This window comes from Streptomyces sp. NBC_01288, from assembly GCF_035982055.1.
GTDB lineage: Bacteria > Actinomycetota > Actinomycetes > Streptomycetales > Streptomycetaceae > Streptomyces.
This window is the reverse complement of the sequence record NZ_CP108427.1, coordinates 9,556,119-9,572,176: the sequence shown is the minus strand read 5'-3', so window position 1 is coordinate 9,572,176 and position 16,058 is coordinate 9,556,119. Positions and strand designations below refer to the sequence as shown.

Annotated in this window: 17 protein-coding genes; 11 read left to right on the top strand and 6 right to left on the bottom strand. The window is 70.9% G+C overall.

The genetic code is table 11. The features are described 5' to 3' along the window. The first annotated feature begins 50 nt into the window (after positions 1-50). From OG194_RS43020 to OG194_RS43010, 3 genes are all read left to right on the top strand, one after another. The gene (locus tag OG194_RS43020; RefSeq protein ID WP_327406145.1) at positions 51-695 is read left to right on the top strand and encodes a TetR/AcrR family transcriptional regulator; all 645 of its coding nucleotides are present in this window, start codon (positions 51-53) and stop codon (positions 693-695) included. Positions 696-923: 228 nt separating this feature from the next. Beyond that, the gene (locus OG194_RS43015; protein WP_327406144.1) at positions 924-1,793 is read left to right on the top strand and encodes an SGNH/GDSL hydrolase family protein; all 870 of its coding nucleotides are present in this window, start codon (positions 924-926) and stop codon (positions 1,791-1,793) included. Between the two features lie 213 nt (positions 1,794-2,006). Further along, on the top strand, positions 2,007-2,258 hold the full coding sequence (locus OG194_RS43010) for a hypothetical protein (protein WP_327406143.1): 252 nt from the start codon (positions 2,007-2,009) through the stop codon (positions 2,256-2,258). A 72-nt stretch (positions 2,259-2,330) separates the two neighbouring features. Here OG194_RS43010 and OG194_RS43005 read toward each other — a convergent pair whose 3' ends face one another. Together OG194_RS43005 and OG194_RS43000 are read right to left on the bottom strand one after the other, a co-directional pair. Further along, positions 2,331-3,323, bottom strand: coding sequence for an aldo/keto reductase (locus OG194_RS43005; protein ID WP_327406142.1), 993 nt, complete (start codon positions 3,321-3,323; stop codon positions 2,331-2,333). Positions 3,324-3,589: 266 nt separating this feature from the next. Beyond that, positions 3,590-4,528, bottom strand: a complete 939-nt coding sequence (locus tag OG194_RS43000) for an ISAs1 family transposase (protein WP_327406141.1) — start codon at positions 4,526-4,528, stop codon at positions 3,590-3,592. Between the two features lie 113 nt (positions 4,529-4,641). Between OG194_RS43000 and dhaK the strand changes: the two genes are divergently transcribed. From dhaK to OG194_RS42985, 3 genes are read left to right on the top strand one after another with little or no spacing between them, the layout of a single operon-like run. Next, on the top strand, positions 4,642-5,634 hold the full coding sequence (gene dhaK / locus OG194_RS42995; RefSeq protein WP_327406140.1) for a dihydroxyacetone kinase subunit DhaK: 993 nt from the start codon (positions 4,642-4,644) through the stop codon (positions 5,632-5,634). A gap of 46 nt (positions 5,635-5,680) precedes the next feature. Further along, complete coding sequence (gene dhaL / locus OG194_RS42990; RefSeq protein WP_327406139.1) at positions 5,681-6,295, top strand: dihydroxyacetone kinase subunit DhaL; 615 nt, start codon at positions 5,681-5,683, stop codon at positions 6,293-6,295. Beyond that, a complete protein-coding gene (locus OG194_RS42985; protein ID WP_327406138.1) occupies positions 6,288-6,698 on the top strand; it encodes a PTS-dependent dihydroxyacetone kinase phosphotransferase subunit DhaM in 411 nt (136 codons plus the stop codon). The genes dhaL and OG194_RS42985 overlap by 8 nt, the downstream gene beginning before the upstream one ends. Before the next feature lie 401 nt (positions 6,699-7,099). Here the strand turns inward: OG194_RS42985 and OG194_RS42980 are convergent, their stop codons facing one another. Beyond that, complete coding sequence (locus OG194_RS42980; protein ID WP_327406137.1) at positions 7,100-7,732, bottom strand: TetR/AcrR family transcriptional regulator; 633 nt, start codon at positions 7,730-7,732, stop codon at positions 7,100-7,102. 145 nt (positions 7,733-7,877) lie between these two features. On the opposite strand from OG194_RS42980, the gene OG194_RS42975 reads away from it, so the two are divergent. Further along, entirely contained in the window at positions 7,878-8,639 is a 762-nt protein-coding gene (locus OG194_RS42975) for an SDR family NAD(P)-dependent oxidoreductase (RefSeq protein WP_327406136.1), read from the top strand. Positions 8,640-8,672: 33 nt separating this feature from the next. Here the strand turns inward: OG194_RS42975 and OG194_RS42970 are convergent, their stop codons facing one another. Beyond that, positions 8,673-9,404, bottom strand: a complete 732-nt coding sequence (locus OG194_RS42970; protein ID WP_327406135.1) for a glycoside hydrolase family 75 protein — start codon at positions 9,402-9,404, stop codon at positions 8,673-8,675. 760 nt (positions 9,405-10,164) lie between these two features. On the opposite strand from OG194_RS42970, the gene OG194_RS42965 reads away from it, so the two are divergent. The 3 genes from OG194_RS42965 (at position 10,165) to OG194_RS42955 (ending at position 12,363) form a co-directional block, all read left to right on the top strand. Next, entirely contained in the window at positions 10,165-11,079 is a 915-nt protein-coding gene (locus tag OG194_RS42965) for a fibronectin type III domain-containing protein (RefSeq protein WP_327407389.1), read from the top strand. A gap of 218 nt (positions 11,080-11,297) precedes the next feature. Continuing rightward, entirely contained in the window at positions 11,298-11,621 is a 324-nt protein-coding gene (locus OG194_RS42960) for a hypothetical protein (protein WP_327406134.1), read from the top strand. 196 nt (positions 11,622-11,817) lie between these two features. Further along, positions 11,818-12,363 (top strand): hypothetical protein, encoded by a 546-nt coding sequence (locus OG194_RS42955; RefSeq protein ID WP_327406133.1) that lies wholly within the window; start codon positions 11,818-11,820, stop codon positions 12,361-12,363. A gap of 77 nt (positions 12,364-12,440) precedes the next feature. On the opposite strand, the gene OG194_RS42950 is transcribed toward OG194_RS42955, so the two are convergent. Together OG194_RS42950 and OG194_RS42945 are read right to left on the bottom strand one after the other, a co-directional pair. Then, positions 12,441-12,977 carry a PadR family transcriptional regulator gene (locus OG194_RS42950; protein ID WP_327406132.1) on the bottom strand — a complete coding sequence of 179 codons (537 nt, stop codon included), beginning with the start codon at positions 12,975-12,977 and terminating at the stop codon, positions 12,441-12,443. 41 nt (positions 12,978-13,018) lie between these two features. Continuing rightward, positions 13,019-15,034, bottom strand: coding sequence for an NADPH-dependent 2,4-dienoyl-CoA reductase (locus tag OG194_RS42945; protein WP_327406131.1), 2,016 nt, complete (start codon positions 15,032-15,034; stop codon positions 13,019-13,021). A gap of 206 nt (positions 15,035-15,240) precedes the next feature. Between OG194_RS42945 and OG194_RS42940 the strand changes: the two genes are divergently transcribed. Further along, positions 15,241-15,963: a hypothetical protein gene (locus OG194_RS42940; RefSeq protein ID WP_327406130.1), complete on the top strand. Its 723-nt coding sequence runs from the start codon at positions 15,241-15,243 to the stop codon at positions 15,961-15,963. Positions 15,964-16,058: the final 95 nt, after the last annotated feature.

The window sequence follows — 16,058 nt, the reverse complement described above, 5'->3', positions numbered from 1 at the left end:
CCGACAAGGTGTCAATACCGATCAGGGGTTAAACCCGCTATGCTGTTGTCATGGGACTGCGTGAACTCAAGGCCGCTCGGACGCGGGCACAGATCATCGACACGGCACTCGACCTGTTCGTCGACCAGGGATACGACGAGACGACGATGGAGCAGATCGCCGCGAAGGCCGAGGTCGGCACCACAACGCTCTATCGCTACTTTCCGAGCAAGGATCTGCTGATCCTGGCGCGTCTTGAACAAGCGATGGATCTTGGCGGCGCCTTGCGTGAGCGACCTGTCGAGGAGCCCTTGGACGCTGCTCTCGGTGCCGCCGTTCGCAAGTGCGCTCAGGGCGTCGCCGGCGACGAGCGCGACGCCGCGTTGCGCCGCATCATCGACAACTCGCCGGTGCCCCGGGCCATGCTCTGGGATCTGGGCGCGCGCTACGCGGGCGATCTCAAGGCGGCGATCGCCGAGCGCATGCACCGCCCCGCCGACGATCTCCGAGTCGTCATGACCGCGCACACCGCATACGCGGTACTACAGGTCGCCGCCGACGCATGGCTGGAGGCCGACGGTGACCACGACGCACGCGCGGGGGCCATCGATGACCTGCTGCACCGCCTGAGCACGCTCGACCTCGTGCTTCCGGGGCCTCCGACCGGTACCGATGCGGACGGTCGCCTTCGCCCGGCGTCCGGAGACGGGGCCTGAGGAACTTCCGGCGGAATCGCCGGCCGTGTCGCCGCACGACACACCCGGCCGGGGGCCGATCACCTCGGCCCGGGTCGGGTGCGGTGGCCCGGCGCGGGCCCATGGCCGCGGACAGCGGTCCCGTGACGCGGGGCACTCGGCCCGGTGTCACGCCCAGGACATGACCAGGACATGGCCAGGCCCCTGGCAGCGGGTCGATCACCGTGCATGAAGGGCGCCCAGCCGATCATGGACGTAAGTACCGACAACCGGACAGAGGACCCGATGACGAACAACGCCCCCGTAGACCCTCAGCACCCCCGCGGAACCGCACGCGACAGGGGATTCCCCAAGCCGATCGGCCCCCGCCGCTACGCCACCCGCCCGAGCGGAAGACCGGTACTCGTCTGTGCGGGCGACAGCATCACCCACGGCGCCATGACCCCCAACTGGGTGACCCGGGTCGCCGACTCCCTGGCTCCCGCGATGGACACCGTCAACGCCGGATTCGCCGGCGACCTCGCCTGGAACCTGCTCTCCCGCCTCGACGACATCATCGCGTGCCGTCCCTCGGTGGTGACCGTCCTCATCGGCACCAACGACGCGCTGGCACAGATCTCCCCCTCCTGGTCCGACGGCTACATGAAGGCACAGCACCTTCCGCAACGGCCCACCGCCCAGTGGTACGAGGACAATCTCCGGCAGATCGTCCACCGGCTGCGGACCGAGACAACCGCCGCCGTCGCCCTCATGTCTCTGCCACCGCTGGGCGGCACGACCAAGGGGCGATGGCACGACCACCTGGCCCCGTACAACGCGATCGTCCAGGCCGTCGCCACGGAGGCCGACGTACCGGTCCTGCCCGTGCACGACCGCATCGCCGAGCTGATCACGGACGAACCGCCGACACCGTGGGACGGAACCAAGAAGCTGTTGGCCGCGACCCTGGCGCAGCGCTTCCTCCTGCGGCGCTCCTGGGAATCCATCACCCGCCGCCACGGCTTCACCACCACCCCGGACGGAGTGCACCTGAACGTCACCGCCGCGGCCCGCATCGCCGCACTGGTCGAACAGTTCGCCACCACGGCGCTGGAAACCGGGAAGGCAGGCACTTCCTGACACATGTGACGCCCCCTCGCGGCGCAGGTGAGAAGGCCCAGGCCGTCGCCCTCACCCTATGAACAGACAACGCCGCTCCCAGGCTTTGGCCGGCCCGAACACGCCTTTGTCCAGCACCCTTCGGGACGCCACAACCCCGCGACCCCAAGCGCACCTGCCACCGCACGGCAGATCGGGCCCCGTCCGCACGACCGCTGCACGCTCGGCCACCAGATGGCCACCGATGACGGGTGCGGTGTCGGCCAGGGCCCGCCGATCGACCGATCGATGGGCATCGGCCGGGTCAAGGGGGCTCTGTCCGTCCTGGCGAGCAAGGCGTTCCTGCCGATCGCGTACCTGATGCAGCAGTCGCCGTTCGAGCGCTACGTCATCCGCCTGATGTGGGGACCCGACACCACGAATCTCATAGAGTCCGCTCGCGCACTCCACAAGGAGGCTCTGGCCGCGCGCGCCAATGTGGCCTGACGGTCGATCGGGCGTACCCAAGAGTCGCGCACGGTTCCCGACCGCAGCAACGCCCAGAAGGTCGGGCGGGGTTCAGCGGCCGAACCGTGACTGCAACTGCTCAGGGAGTCGTTCGCCTTGGATCCGGATGTTGGCCGCGGCCTCTTCGATCCGAAGCAGGTCGCCGGTTGTCAGCTCGACGTCGAGTGCGCCCAGGTTCTCTTCCAGGCGGTGCGGCTTGGTGGTGCCGGGGATCGGCACGAACCACGGCTTCTGCGCCAGCACCCAGGCGAGAGCGATCTGGGCCGGCGTGGCTCCTTTGTCATCGGCAATCTGCCGCAGCAGGTCGACCAGCACCTGGTTGGCTTGCCGTGCTTCCGGGCTGAAGCGCGGAAGCAGGCGGCGGAGGTCGTTGTCGGCCAGCGACGTGCTGGAATCGATTTTGCCGGTCAAGAATCCTTTGCCGAGCGGGCTGTAGGGCACCAGGCCGATGCCCAGTTCCTCCAAGGTCGGAATGATTTCGGTTTCGTGCTCGCGCATCCAGAGCGAGTACTCGCTTTGCACTGCCGTTACCGGCTGCACGGCGTGGGCGCGACGAATCGTCGCGGCACCGGCCTCGGACAAGCCGAAGTGCTTCACCTTGCCTTCGGCGATCAGCTCCTTGACCGTGCCGGCCACGTCTTCAATGGGAACGTTGGGGTCGACGCGGTGTTGGTAGAGCAGGTCGATGCTTTCGGTTTGAAGACGCTTGAGCGAAGCCTCGGTCACTTGGCGGATCTGCTCGGGCCTGCTGTCGACCCCGGACATCGGGGTCGGCCCGTGCTCGCCGTGCTTGATTCCAAACTTGGTGGCGATCACCACCTGGTCGCGGACCGGTGCCAGCGCCCGACCGACCAGGTCCTCATTGGTAAACGGGCCGTAGACTTCGGCGGTGTCGAAGAAAGTCACGCCGTGGTCAACAGCCGCCCGCAGCAGCTTCGTCATCTGGGTTGTGTCCTGTGGCTGACCATAGAAGAAACTCATGCCCATGCAGCCGAGCCCGAGAGCCGAGACTTCGAGGTGTTGTCCTAGTTTGCGTTTTTGCATTAGAGATACTCCTGGGATATCGGTCGCCTGACTCCCGCTTATTTCTCGCTTATCCGGGAGCCGGCGATAGAGGCTCGGCAGCCTTCTAGGACGTCGGCGAGACCCTAGCGATAAAGGCATGCCCTCAACGCTAGGGCCTTGGAGTGCACTCCAAACAAGCGGAACAGGCAAGAAATCGGCAGGGTGCTCCCGCGGAGCGGCGGCCGCACCCCTGGGCAGGGCTTCGGTGTAGTCGTGCGGCGTCCGGTTCGTGGTCATCTTCGTGGTCATCCGAGGCCGAGGAGTGCGAGGGCGCGGCGAGGGTCGCGGATGTTGTGGCGGAGGCCGGCTGCGATGTTCTTCACTCCGGCCGTGCGCAGGGCTCCGATGTCGAGGTTGCGCCAAGTGGCCATCGCGCGGGGTGCGTTGCCGGTCCGTAGCTGGGAGGCGTCCTCGGCGAACGTGGTGTCGCGGACGTGGTGCAGCGCCTCGATCTTCCAGTGGGTGCGGACGCGCTCGGCAAGTTGAGCCGCGATGACGTGCTCGGTGGTCAGGCTGGTGACGGCGTAGATCGTCTTGACGGTGGTCTTGCCGGTCTTGCGGTCAGTGCTCCGGCGCTTGATCCGGACAGCCTGGCGGGCCCCGCGGAAGAGAAGGCCGTTGACGGTGGCGGCCTTGATCCGTCGGATCTCCGAGCGGCCGTGGCCGATGCCCCGGGTGCGTCCCTGAAGCGGGATGTCCTTCCAGGGAAGGGACTTGAGCTGGCGGCACAGCTTCTTCTGGTTGCCCTTGACGATCACGATGTAGTGGGCGCCCCGGCCGAGGAGGTGGTCGGCGTGCTCGCGCTGGGTGAGCAGGGCGTCGCTGGTGACGACGACGCCGGCCAGGTCGGCGACGGTGTCCGGCAGCGGCTGGAAGCAGGTGATCTCGTTCGTCTTCTCGCTGTCGTCCAGCTGGGCCAGGACCAGGCCCGTCGCGTGCTCCAGTGCGGCGAGCAGATGGATCTTGCGGCCGTTCGCTCTGGCGGCTCCGCGCAGGCTCTTGCCGTCAACCGGGAGTCCGCGCAGCCCGGTCTTTTTCGGGCGGCGGTCGGCAAGTCGGCGTCCGACGGCCCGGTCCAGTGCGTCGCCGTAGACACGGGCCGGCAATCGGCGGACCGTGGTCTCGGCGGGCAGGACCCGCCTGGGCAGAAGCGGATCGGGGACTGCACCGACCCAGCCTGGCACGGCCGTGCTCGTCCAGGCCCGTGACCTTCACTCCCGCAAGGTCGATACTTGCCGCAGGGGCGTTCGAGCCGCCCTCGACCGGCCAACAGCATGAGCCCCGCCAGGAGGTACCCATGAAGATGTTGATCAACGTCGCGGAAACCGTGGTCACGGACGCGCTGCGAGGCATGGCGGTCGCCCATCCCGAGTTGACCGTGGACGTCGAGAACCGGGTGATCGTGCGGCGGGACGCTCCCGTGGCCGGGCAGGTGGGGCTTGTTTCCGGTGGGGGGTCGGGGCACGAGCCGTTGCATGGCGGGTTTGTCGGGCCGGGGATGTTGTCGGCGGCCTGTCCTGGTGAGGTGTTCACGTCGCCGGTGCCCGATCAGATGGTGCGGGCCGCGGCCGCTGTGGACAGCGGGGCCGGGGTCCTGTTCATCGTGAAGAACTACACGGGGGACGTCCTCAACTTCGACATGGCGGCCGAGCTCGCCGAGGACGAGGGCATCCAGATCGCCAAGGTGCTGGTCAATGACGATGTCGCCGTCATCGACAGTCTCTATACCGCGGGGCGGCGCGGCACCGGTGCGACGCTGTTCGTGGAGAAGATCGCGGGGGCCGCCGCGGCCGAGGGGCAGCCGTTGGACCGGGTGGCGGCGATCGCCCGGCAGGTCAATGAGAACTCGCGCAGTTTCGGTGTCGCGCTCAGCGCCTGCACCACTCCGGCCAAGGGCTCCCCCACCTTCGATCTGCCGCCGGGCGAGCTGGAGTTGGGCGTAGGTATCCACGGCGAGCCGGGCCGGGAGCGGCGGGCGATGATGACCTCCGGTGAGATCGCCGACTTCTCCGTCCAGGCGATCCTTGACGACATGTCGCCGCGCAATCCGGTCCTGCTCCTCGTCAACGGCATGGGCGCGACCCCGCTCCTGGAGCTCTACGGCTTCAACGCCGAGGTCCACCGCGTCCTCGCCGAGCGCGGGGTCGCCGTCGCCCGCACACTGGTCGGCAACTACGTCACGTCCCTCGACATGGCGGGTGCCTCGGTCACCCTGTGCCAGATCGACGAGGAACTGCTGCGGCTGTGGGACGCGCCGGTGAAGACGCCGGGACTGCGCTGGGGCATGTGACCCGGCGGCACACCCGGTCAACTCGCCCACCACGCAAGGAGATTCCGTGCTCGACGCCGACTTCTTCCGCCGTTGGATGACGGCGACCGCCGCCTCCGTCGCCCGCGAGGCGGGACGGCTCACCGACCTCGACTCACCCATCGGCGACGCCGACCACGGCGCGAACCTGCAACGCGGGTTCACCGCCGTGACGGCCACCCTGGAAAAGGAGGCACCGGACACCCCGGGTGCCGTCCTCATGCTCGCCGGACGCACGCTCATCTCGACGGTCGGCGGTGCGTCGGGTCCGCTCTACGGCACGCTGCTGCGCCGTACCGGCAAGGCGCTCGGGGACGCCGCCGAGGTGAGCGAGGAGGAGTTCGCCCTCGCGCTGCGCACCGGAGTCGACGCGGTCATGACCCTCGGCGGTGCCGCGCCCGGCGACAAGACCATGATCGACGCGCTCGTCCCGGCGGTCGACGCGCTCCCGGACGGCTTCGCCGCGGCACGCGCCGCCGCCGAGGAGGGCGCCGTGGCCACCACGCCCTTGCAGGCCCACAAGGGCCGGGCGAGCTACCTCGGGGAGCGGAGCATCGGGCACCAGGACCCGGGCGCCACGTCCTCGTCGCTGCTGATCGCCGCACTCCAGGAAGCCGCGACCGCGGAGGCCACCGGTGAGTGACGAGAAGCTCGTGGGCATCGTGCTGGTGTCGCACAGCGCTGAAGTCGCCCTCTCCGTGGCCGAGTTGGCGCGGGGGCTGTCCGGCTCGGGCGCCTCGGTACCGCTCGCCGCCGCCGGTGGTACCGAGGGCGGCGGGCTCGGCACCAGTTCCGAACTCATCGCCGCGGCGGCCGCGTCCGTCGACCGCGGCGCCGGAGTCGCCGTCCTCACCGACCTCGGCAGCGCCGTACTCACCGTGAAGGCCCTCCTCGCCGAAGGCGACGAACTCCCGGCCGGCACCCGCCTCGTGGACGCCCCGTTCGTCGAGGGCGCGGTGGCCGCGGTCGTCACGGCGTCAACGGGAGCGGACCTGGACGCGGTGGAGGCGGCGGCCGCGGAGGCGTACAGCTATCGGAAGGTGTGAGGCGAGGTCGGGGTCGGGGCAGGGTCGTAGCGCGGAGGGTGTGAGGCGGGGGTCGTAGCGCAAGGTGCGAGTCGCGGAGCGTAGCGGAAGCCGGAGAGCAGACGGCGCTCGGCGCTCGGCGCTCGGCGCTCGGCGCTCGGCGCTCGGCGCTCGGCGCTCGGCGCTCGGCAGCGGTCATGGGCCGGTCGGCCCCGGCCAAACCCACCAGCCCGGCCCGTCTGACCGGCCCGTCTGACCGAGCCGTCTGACCGAGCCGCTGACCCCAGCCCCCATACCGAGCCGGCCGGCCACGCTCTCCCCCGCCGACGCCGCCCACCCGAGCACGCCGATACCCCGGGCCGAGACACAGTCGCGCCCAGCGCCACCCCCGCCCCACCCCAAGCCGCACTCCCCTACGGCACCTACGAAACCCCCTCCGCCGCGATCGCCAGCGCCGAGCGCAACGTCTCCGCCACCTCGGCCTCCCCCACCCCCGCCACGGCCTCGCCCACGCTCCAAGCGAACCGCTCCACCGCCGCGCGCAGCGCCGCGTTCAGCATCGCCGCCTGGATCATGGGCCGTAGATCGTCGGCCGGTAGACCCGCCCGGTCGGCCAGGGCTCGGGCGAACGCCGGTTCCGCCTCGTCGTAGGTCTGGAGCCAGATCGCGCGGAGGCCCGGTTCCGTGCGGGTGAGGCGGACCAGGGCGGTGCCGGTGGCGCCGTCGGGGCCGGTGGCGGCGAGGAGGCCGGTCGCGAGGGCCGGGTCGAAGAGTTCGGACAGGGGGTGGCCGGGGCGCCACTCGCGCAGGCGGGCGGCGATCACGTCGATACCGGCCGAGAAGAGTGGTCGTACGCAGCTCTCCTTGCTCGGGAAGTAGCGCCACACGGTGCGCGCGGAGACACCGACCGCCTGGCCGATCTGTTCGCCGGTGGTCGCCGCGACGCCCTGGGCGACGAACAACTCCACCGCGGCCCGGGCGATCTCCAGGCGGATCTCCGCCTTGCGTGCCTCGGTGAGAGGCGGGCGTCCCGTGCGTCCGCTGGGTGCGGTCATCAGTTCCCCTCCGGCTGCGGTCGTGACCTCCCGGGATTCTGCCTCATGTCGCCCGCACGACTTTATGTCACTCGAAGACATTAAGTCGTATGGTGAGAGCAACCCGGGCGGCACAGAGCCCTCGCACTACGGACAGGAGCACCTCATGGCCACTGGACTCGACGGACGCAGCGTCATCGTCACCGGAGCGGGTTCGGGCATCGGGCGTGCCGCCGCCCTGGCCTTCGCCGCGGAAGGTGCCAGGGTCGTGGCCGCCGACCTGAACGCGGACGGCGCCGCCGCGGTCGTCAAGGAGATCGAGCAGGCGGGCGGTACCGCCGTCGCGGTCACGGGCGACCTGAGCGAGCAGGCGGTGGTGGACGAGGTGGTGGCGACCGCCGTGGAGCGGTTCGGCGGGGTCGACGTACTGGTGAACAACGCCGGGATCATGGACCGCATGTCGGCGCTGGCGGACGTCGAGGACGCGGAATGGGACCGCGTCATCCGGGTCAACCTGACCGCGCCCTTCCTGCTCACCCGGGCCGCGCTGCCGCACATGCTGGCAGCGGGCCGGGGCGCGATCGTGAACACCGCCTCCGAGGCGGGCCTGCGGGGCAGCGCGGCGGGTGCCGCCTACACGGCCTCGAAGCACGGGGTGGTGGGCCTGACCAAGAACCTCGCCGTGATGTACCGCAAGCAGGGCATCCGGGCCAACGCCATCGCCCCGGGCGGCACGGCGACCAACATCTCCGTGGAGGCCGACCGCACCGCCCACGGTCCGGCGGCGCTCGGCCCGCACTTCGTCAACGTCGGCCGGCTGGCCCAGCCCGAGGAACAGGCCGCCGCCATCGTGTTCCTCGCCTCGGACGCCGCCAGCAACATCAACGGCGTGATCCTGCCCGTCGACGACGGATGGTCGGCGGTCTGACGGCCCCGCCCCGGAGGGTTCGGAGGCTCCGCCCTACGACCCTGGACGCTCGACAGCGCCCTGCACGAACAGCCGCGCCAGCCGCTGCCCCGTCTCCACGGCCGCCGCATGATCCTCGATGGGCTTCACCTGCGAGTCCTTGAACACGATGTAGGTGACCCCGGTGTCCGTCCCGCCGCCACGCGGGTCGGTGCGGATGCCCAGGCCCTTGGCCGTGGCGTACGACGCCTCGCCGATGATGTCGTGCGGACCGACGTCTCCTACGACGGCGTACTGCACCCGGTCCCGGTAGACGACGGCGGCGACCGAACCGCCGCGGATGCCGTGGTCCCGGTGGTTCCAGAGGGGGCTCGCGGCGGGGACCACGATGTACGGGAGCTGTTCGGCGTTCAAGTAGCGGCCGTCGGACTGCTGGAAGGCCGTCATGGAGGAGAAGAGCGGGTCGGTGCGCGCGTTGCAGCGGGCGCCGGCCTGGCCGTCGCAGTCGATGTCCAGGTCGGCCTTCCAGTAGACGGCTTCCTTGGCGCCGCAGACCGGGATCGTCGCGCGCTCCCCGTCGTCGCTGCGGTACCGGCCACGCGAGACCGGGGTGCAGTCGCGCACCTTGGCCAGCAGGTCGGCGGCGCGGACGTCGCCCTCGCGCAGCGCCGCCGGCCCCGCCTGAGGCCGGACGAACGCGACAGGGGCAGCGGCGGTGGCAGGCAGCGTGGTCGGGGCGAGCAGGGCGGCGCCGGCCGCGGCCAGCGTCAGCGACTGGACACGCACGATAGAGGACCCTCTCCTGGGGGATCTGACGGACACTCAGCCCACCCTGGTACCGGTCCGATCGACCGGCCACTGGTAGGGGGCCGGACGGTGCACGCCTGGACTCCCGAAGGGAGCCCGGCCCCTGAGCCCACGTCATTCCCAGCGGAGATCGGGGTCCTGAATCCGCGTCACTCCCGACCGGGGCCGAGACTCCGAGCCCACGTCACTCCTGGCGGGGACCGGGACCCTGAGCTCGTGTGATTCCGGACGGAAACCGGGGCCCTGAACTCGCGTCACGCCCGACCGAAGCCGAGACTCTGCGCTCGTGTCACTCCTGACGAAAACCGGGCCCCTGAGTCCGCCTCACTCCCGACGGGGGCCGGGGACCCGAGCCCGTATCGGCTCCGGCCACCCGGCCGCCCGCGCCGGCGCGGGATCAGCGACGACAGCGGTCCGCGCCACCGGCATGAACTGCCCACTCCCGGGGCCGAGTTCAGCCGTGAGGATTCAGCATACGTAACCCTCGTGACCGGTCGGCAACGGCGCCCCTCTTGATGCGGCCGCATCACCCGGGTCATATTGGTCCGGACCTTTTCCGTCGTGTGGTGCCCGCGCAACGCCGGGAGGCAGAAACGTGCGACGCGTCCGTGCCACTCCCGCTCTCCTCCGTGCCACTCCCGCTCTCCTCCGTGCCACCCCCACCCTCCTCCGTGCCGCCCTCGCTCTCCCCCGTACGGCCCTGGTGTGCGCCGCGCTCCTGCTGCTCGCGTCCTGCGGCATGAACGACGAGGAGGACGGCCACGCCCCCGGCGCCCCGGCGGGAGTAACGGCCGCGGCGGGAAGCGCGACCACCGTGCACGTCATGTGGGACGCGGTGACGGCGGACCCGGGCATCGGCACCTACGAGATATACCGCGGCACCACGAAAGTGAAGGAAGTAGCGGGCTCCGAGCACATGGTGGATGTCACCAGGCTCCGGCCCGCCACCCTGTACTCCTTCACCGTGCGAGCCCGAGACACCGACGGCCGCCTCGGACCGCGCAGCCGGACAGTCCGGGCGCGGACACCGGTCGCCGTCGCGGCCGACCGCTCGGCACCCACCCGTCCGCTCACCCCGCAGGGCCGCGTCATCGGCAGCCGGGCCGTCCAACTGTCCTGGGGCGGCTCCACGGACGACAGGGGTGTGGTGTCGTACGACATCTATCAAGGCGGGGCGAAGATCCACAGTGTGGGCGGAGCACAGACCGCGACCGTGGTCACGGGGCTGCGGCCGAGCACGCGCTACTCCTTCACCGTGCGGGCCCGGGACGCCGCCGACAACCTCTCGCCCGCGAGCACGGCCGTCCCGCTCACCACCGCGCCCGGCAGCGACGACGGAAGCGGCACCGCCCCCACGGACTTCCGCGCGACCACGCACCGGGGCGACGACAGGGCGTACTACATCGACCTGGCCTGGGTGCCGCCGCGCACGGACGGGGTGGTCACGGAGTACCAGATCCAGCTCGACGGACAGCCGGCCACCTCGCTGGTCTGGGGCGGGACCGCACCGCGCGATCACGCGAAGTACAGCTTCTACGCGGGCCGGGATGCCGGGGTCAGCCATCGGGTGCGGCTCAGGGCGCGGTTGCCGGACGGCACGTGGGGCGGGTTCTCGGCGGAGCGGACGGTGACGACGGGCGACGCGGGGGCGTAGGGGAACCGTGGGATCCGGCTCACGGGCCAGGGGAATTCCCATGGCCCGCCGCATCCCGCCCCGGCCGCCGCCGCACCGCTGACCGGTGAGGGTGTGCGGCGGACGGGCGTTGGCCTGGGAGCCGTCGGCGGACGAGGAGTTCGTGCGGGTCGCCTCGCCCGCGTGGGCGGAGCGCGTCGGGGCCGAGGGACTCACCGCGCCACACAGGGCTGCCCCTCGTGTCGTACACGGAGGATCCGCCGATCGCGTGCCGCTACTGGCGGCGCGCCTTCGGTGCCCGGCTCGGCGGGCAGACCTCGATCACCGTGCCCGAGCCGCGCGGGGTACCGGCGACGGTCGTGCCCGGAGCCAGGATCACCGTCCTCCCCCGTCATCTCCGCCTGGCCGAGCCGGCGTCCGGCGCGCTGGTGCCGCTGCCCCTGCCAACGCCCGAGGACCCGCCGATCGCTACCTCACACCTCACCCGGCACCCCGCCTCCCCCGACAACCCGCACGTCACCCTCGTACAGGAGCGGCCGCTCCCCGCCGCACCCACCAGGTGAACCCAGGTGACTCCGCCCGCGCCCCTGACCGCGCATCACCCCTGAGCCGGACGAAGGAATCCGTCACCTGCCCGGTCCCCGTCCGCATGCGGGACGGGCCGGGAACACGTTGGCTTCCTTGGAGGCAGCACGGCCGTTTCCCGATCCCGGCGGCGCAAGGGATGTTCCGCCAACCGTGCCGCCGGAGGGCAGTCCCATGCGCACTTTTCAGCTACTACTCCGCTCCGGCCTGACCGTGACAGCCGCCGCCGCTCTTCCCCTCGCCCTGACCGCCGGAACCGCCGGCGCGGCGTCGGGGATCTCCGTGAGCACGACCGGGACCACGGTCTCGGTCACGACCAGCGCGTGCTCGCAGAACCGCACCACGGGCGTCTGGGGCACCGGTTCGCTCGTCACCAGCAGCCAGGGGAGCTTCGCCGAGGGCCGCAAGGCGACCCTGGCGGGGACGACCGTCAGCCAGTCCACGGCCTGGACGAACGTCACCCCGGGCACCTACACCATCATCGTCATGTGCCAGAGCGCCAGCACGCCCGCGGGCACCCAGTCCGTGATCGTGTCCAGGTCCACGACCCCCGCCGTCTCCGCCACGGCCTCGCCCACGCGCGGTGTCATGGGCGGCCTCGGCGGGGCCACCAAGGACTACGGCCCCCTCACCCTGGCGGCGGGCGGCGGCCTGGTCGGAGTCGGCGTCATCGCGACGGCCTGGTTCCTGCGCAGGCGCGCGAAGCCGTACCGCCTCTGACCGTCCACGACCACGAGGGGCCGCCCGGCGACCGGCGGCCCCTCCCCCATGTCCTACGGCCACCACCCCCCGACGCTCTACGGCAGCTCGGCGAACTCCTCGATCGCGTGCGTGAGCCATTGCGTCCAGAAGGTCTCCAGGTCGATGCCGGCGCGCAGCACGAGGTGCTGGAGCCGGTCCTGGGGGCTGTCCCGGCCGGGCGGGAAGTCCCGGTTCTCGATCTCCTCGTACTCCGTCAACTGCCGCTGGTGCAGGGCTAGATGGTGGCGCAGGTCGGTCTCGATGCCGTCCGTTCCGACGACCGCCGCCGCGCGCAGCCGCAGCAGCATCGTGTCGCGCAGCGGCTTGGGGTCCTGGGAGGTCGCGGTCCAGCGGGCCAGTTCGGCGCGGCCCGCGGGCAGGACCTCGTAGCGCTTCTTCTGGCCGCGGGCCGGCTGCTCGGTCGCGAGCGCCCTGATCTGGCCCTCGGCCTCCAGTTTTCCCAGCTCGCGATAGATCTGCTGGTGCGTCGCCGACCAGAAGTAACCGATCGACCGGTCGAAGCGCCGGGTCAACTCAAGCCCCGAGGACGGCTTCTCCAGAAGGGCGGTGAGGATCGCGTGCGGGAGTGACATGGGGTCATCCTAGGGACGGGCCTCGGTCCTGGGGACGGGCCTCAGAGGGCGGCCGCGACCTCGGTGCCCTGCTTGATGGCGCGCTTGGCGTCCAGTTCGGCGGCCACGTCGGCACCGCCGATGAGGTGCACGCTGCGGCCGGCGGCGGTCAGTTCGTCGTAGAGGTCGCGGCGCGGGTCCTGGCCGGTGCACAGGACGACCGTGTCGACCTCCAGGACGGTGGAGCGGCCGTCGACGGTGACGTGCAGTCCGGCGTCGTCGATCAGGTCGTACTGGACACCCGGGACCATGGTGACGCCCCGGTGCTTGAGTTCGGTGCGGTGGATCCAGCCCGTGGTCTTGCCGAGGCCTGCGCCGACCTTGGTCGCCTTGCGCTGGAAGAGGTGGACGCTGCGCGGCGGGGCGGGCCGCTCGGGTGCGGTGAGGCCGCCGGGTGCCGCGTAGTCCATGTCGACGCCCCAGGCGCGGAAGTACGTCGCCGGGTCCTCGCTCGCCTTGTCGCCGCCGTCGGTGAGGAACTCGGCGACGTCGAAGCCGATGCCGCCCGCGCCGAGGATCGCGACGCGGTCGCCGACGGGGACGCGGTCGCGCAGGACGTCGAGGTAGCCGACGACGCTGGGGTGGTCGACGCCGGGGATGTCGGGGGTGCGCGGGGAGACGCCGGTGGCGACGACGATCTCGTCGTAGTCCGCCAAGTCACCTGACGTAACGGGGGTGTTGAGGCGTACGGCCACTCCGTGCTCGTCGAGCTGTGTGCGGAAGTAGCGCAGCGTCTCGTCGAACTCCTGCTTGCCCGGGACCTGTCGGGCGACGTTGAGCTGTCCGCCGATCTCGCTCGCGGCGTCGTACAACGTCACCTGGTGGCCGCGCTCGGCGGCGGAGACCGCGCACGCGAGTCCCGCCGGACCCGCACCGACCACCGCTACGCGTTTACTCAACCGCGTTGGGGCGAGGACGAGTTCGGTCTCGTGGCAGGCGCGCGGGTTGACCAGGCAGGAGGTGATCTTCCCGCTGAAGGTGTGGTCGAGGCAGGCCTGGTTGCAGCCGATGCAGGTGTTGATGGCGTCGGAACGGTCGGCCGCGGCCTTGGCGACGAAGTCCGGGTCGGCGAGCATCGGGCGGGCCATCGACACCATGTCGGCGTACCCGTCGGCGAGCAACTGCTCTGCCAGCTCAGGGGTGTTGATGCGGTTGGTGGTGACGAGCGGGATCGAGACCGCGCCCATCAGTTTCTTGGTGACCCAGGTGTACGCCCCGCGCGGCACCGAGGTCGCGATGGTCGGGATGCGGGCCTCGTGCCAGCCGATGCCGGTGTTGATGATGGTCGCCCCGGCGGCCTCAACCGCCTTGGCCAGCCTGATGACTTCGTCGAGCGTGGAGCCGCCCGGCACAAGGTCCAGCATCGACAGCCGGTAGACGATGATGAAGTCCTCGCCGACCGCCTCGCGCACCCGGCGCACGATCTCGACGGGGAAGCGCGTCCGGTTCTCGTAGGAGCCGCCCCAGCGGTCGTCGCGGTGGTTGGTCTGCGCGGCGATGAACTCGTTGATGAGGTAGCCCTCGGAGCCCATGATCTCGACGCCGTCGTACCCGGCCTGCCGGGCGAGGCGGGCCGCGCGGGCGTAGTCCTCGACGGTCCGCTCGACCTCGTCGTCGGTGAGCGCGCGGGGCGGGAAGGGGCTGATCGGCGCCTGGACGGCGCTCGGCGCGACGAGGTCCTGGTGGTAGGCGTACCGCCCGAAGTGCAGGATCTGCATCGCGATCCGCCCGCCCTCGCGGTGCACGGCGGCGGTGATCTCGCTGTGCTGCGCGGCCTCGGCGTCGGTGGTCAGCTTGGCGCCGCCGTCGTAGGGCCGGCCGGCCTCGTTGGGCGCGATGCCGCCGGTGACGATCAGGCCGACTCCACCACGCGCGCGTGCCGCGTAGAACTCCGCCATGCGCTCGAACCCGCGCTCGGCTTCCTCCAGGCCTATGTGCATGGAGCCCATGAGGACACGGTTGGGCAGTGTGGTGAAGCCCAGGTCGAGCGGGTTCAGCAGGTGCGGGTAACGGCTCATCGGGGCCTCCGTGCGCGGTGTCGTGCCTCTTTTGTAGAGGACGGGGAGGCCTTTGTGCAACTAGTTGCATAATCGGGAGTGGGTCATGGCGGGTGGTACGGCTCCCGATTCACAGGGATTTATTACCGCTTCTTTATCGCCCGCCCCGGAGAATCACAGGCAGGCGTGCCGGTGGGATGCCGCGCGCGTGGCCTAGGGAGCGAGCCGTGACGCACGATCCTGAGCACGAAGCCGGCGAGAGCGCGGCGGTACCTCCGATGCCCGACCACGCGCCCGAGTGGGAGGTACTCACGGGCCCTGGCGGAGCTGAACGCGATCGAGGTCTCGACCGGTTGTGGCGACAGCGGTCGAGGCGTTCCCGGGCGGTGATCGCCGTGGCCACCGTGGGCGTACTGGCGCTCGGCGGCACGGTCGCCTACGCGGCGACATCGGGGGGTACGGGCAGCGCCGCCGTACCCGCCGCCGCAGGCTCCCCGTCGGGAACACCGTCGCCCGGCGCCCCCGGCTTCCGGCACGGGGGCGGCTTCGGCCTCGGCGGCGCGGCCGTGCACGGCGAGGCGACGGTCAAGGACAACGCCACCGGCAAGTGGGTCGTACGGATCTGGCAGCGCGGAACGGTCACGAAGGTCGACGGCGACCAGGTCACCGTCAAGAGCGACGACGGCACGTCATGGACCTGGACCGTGGGCGCCGACGCCACACCCCAGGGCACCGCCGCCCTCAAGAAGGGCGACACAACCTCCCTGACCGGCACCCGCTCCACCACCGGCACCCGCACAGCCGACCGAGCCTTCACAGGCGCCTTCGACCGCAAGGGCCCGGGCGACGGACGGGGCGGTCCGGACGGCCGGGGCCCCGGCCCCTGGGGACACGGCAACCACGGCCCGAGCGCCACGCCGAGCCCGTCCGGCAGCGGCGCTACAACCTGACCCGTACCCGCACCCGCACCCGCACCCGCACCGCCAGCCGCAGCTTCGCGGACACCTTCCGACCGCAAGGCCTGGGTGAGGGACGAGAGTGGCCG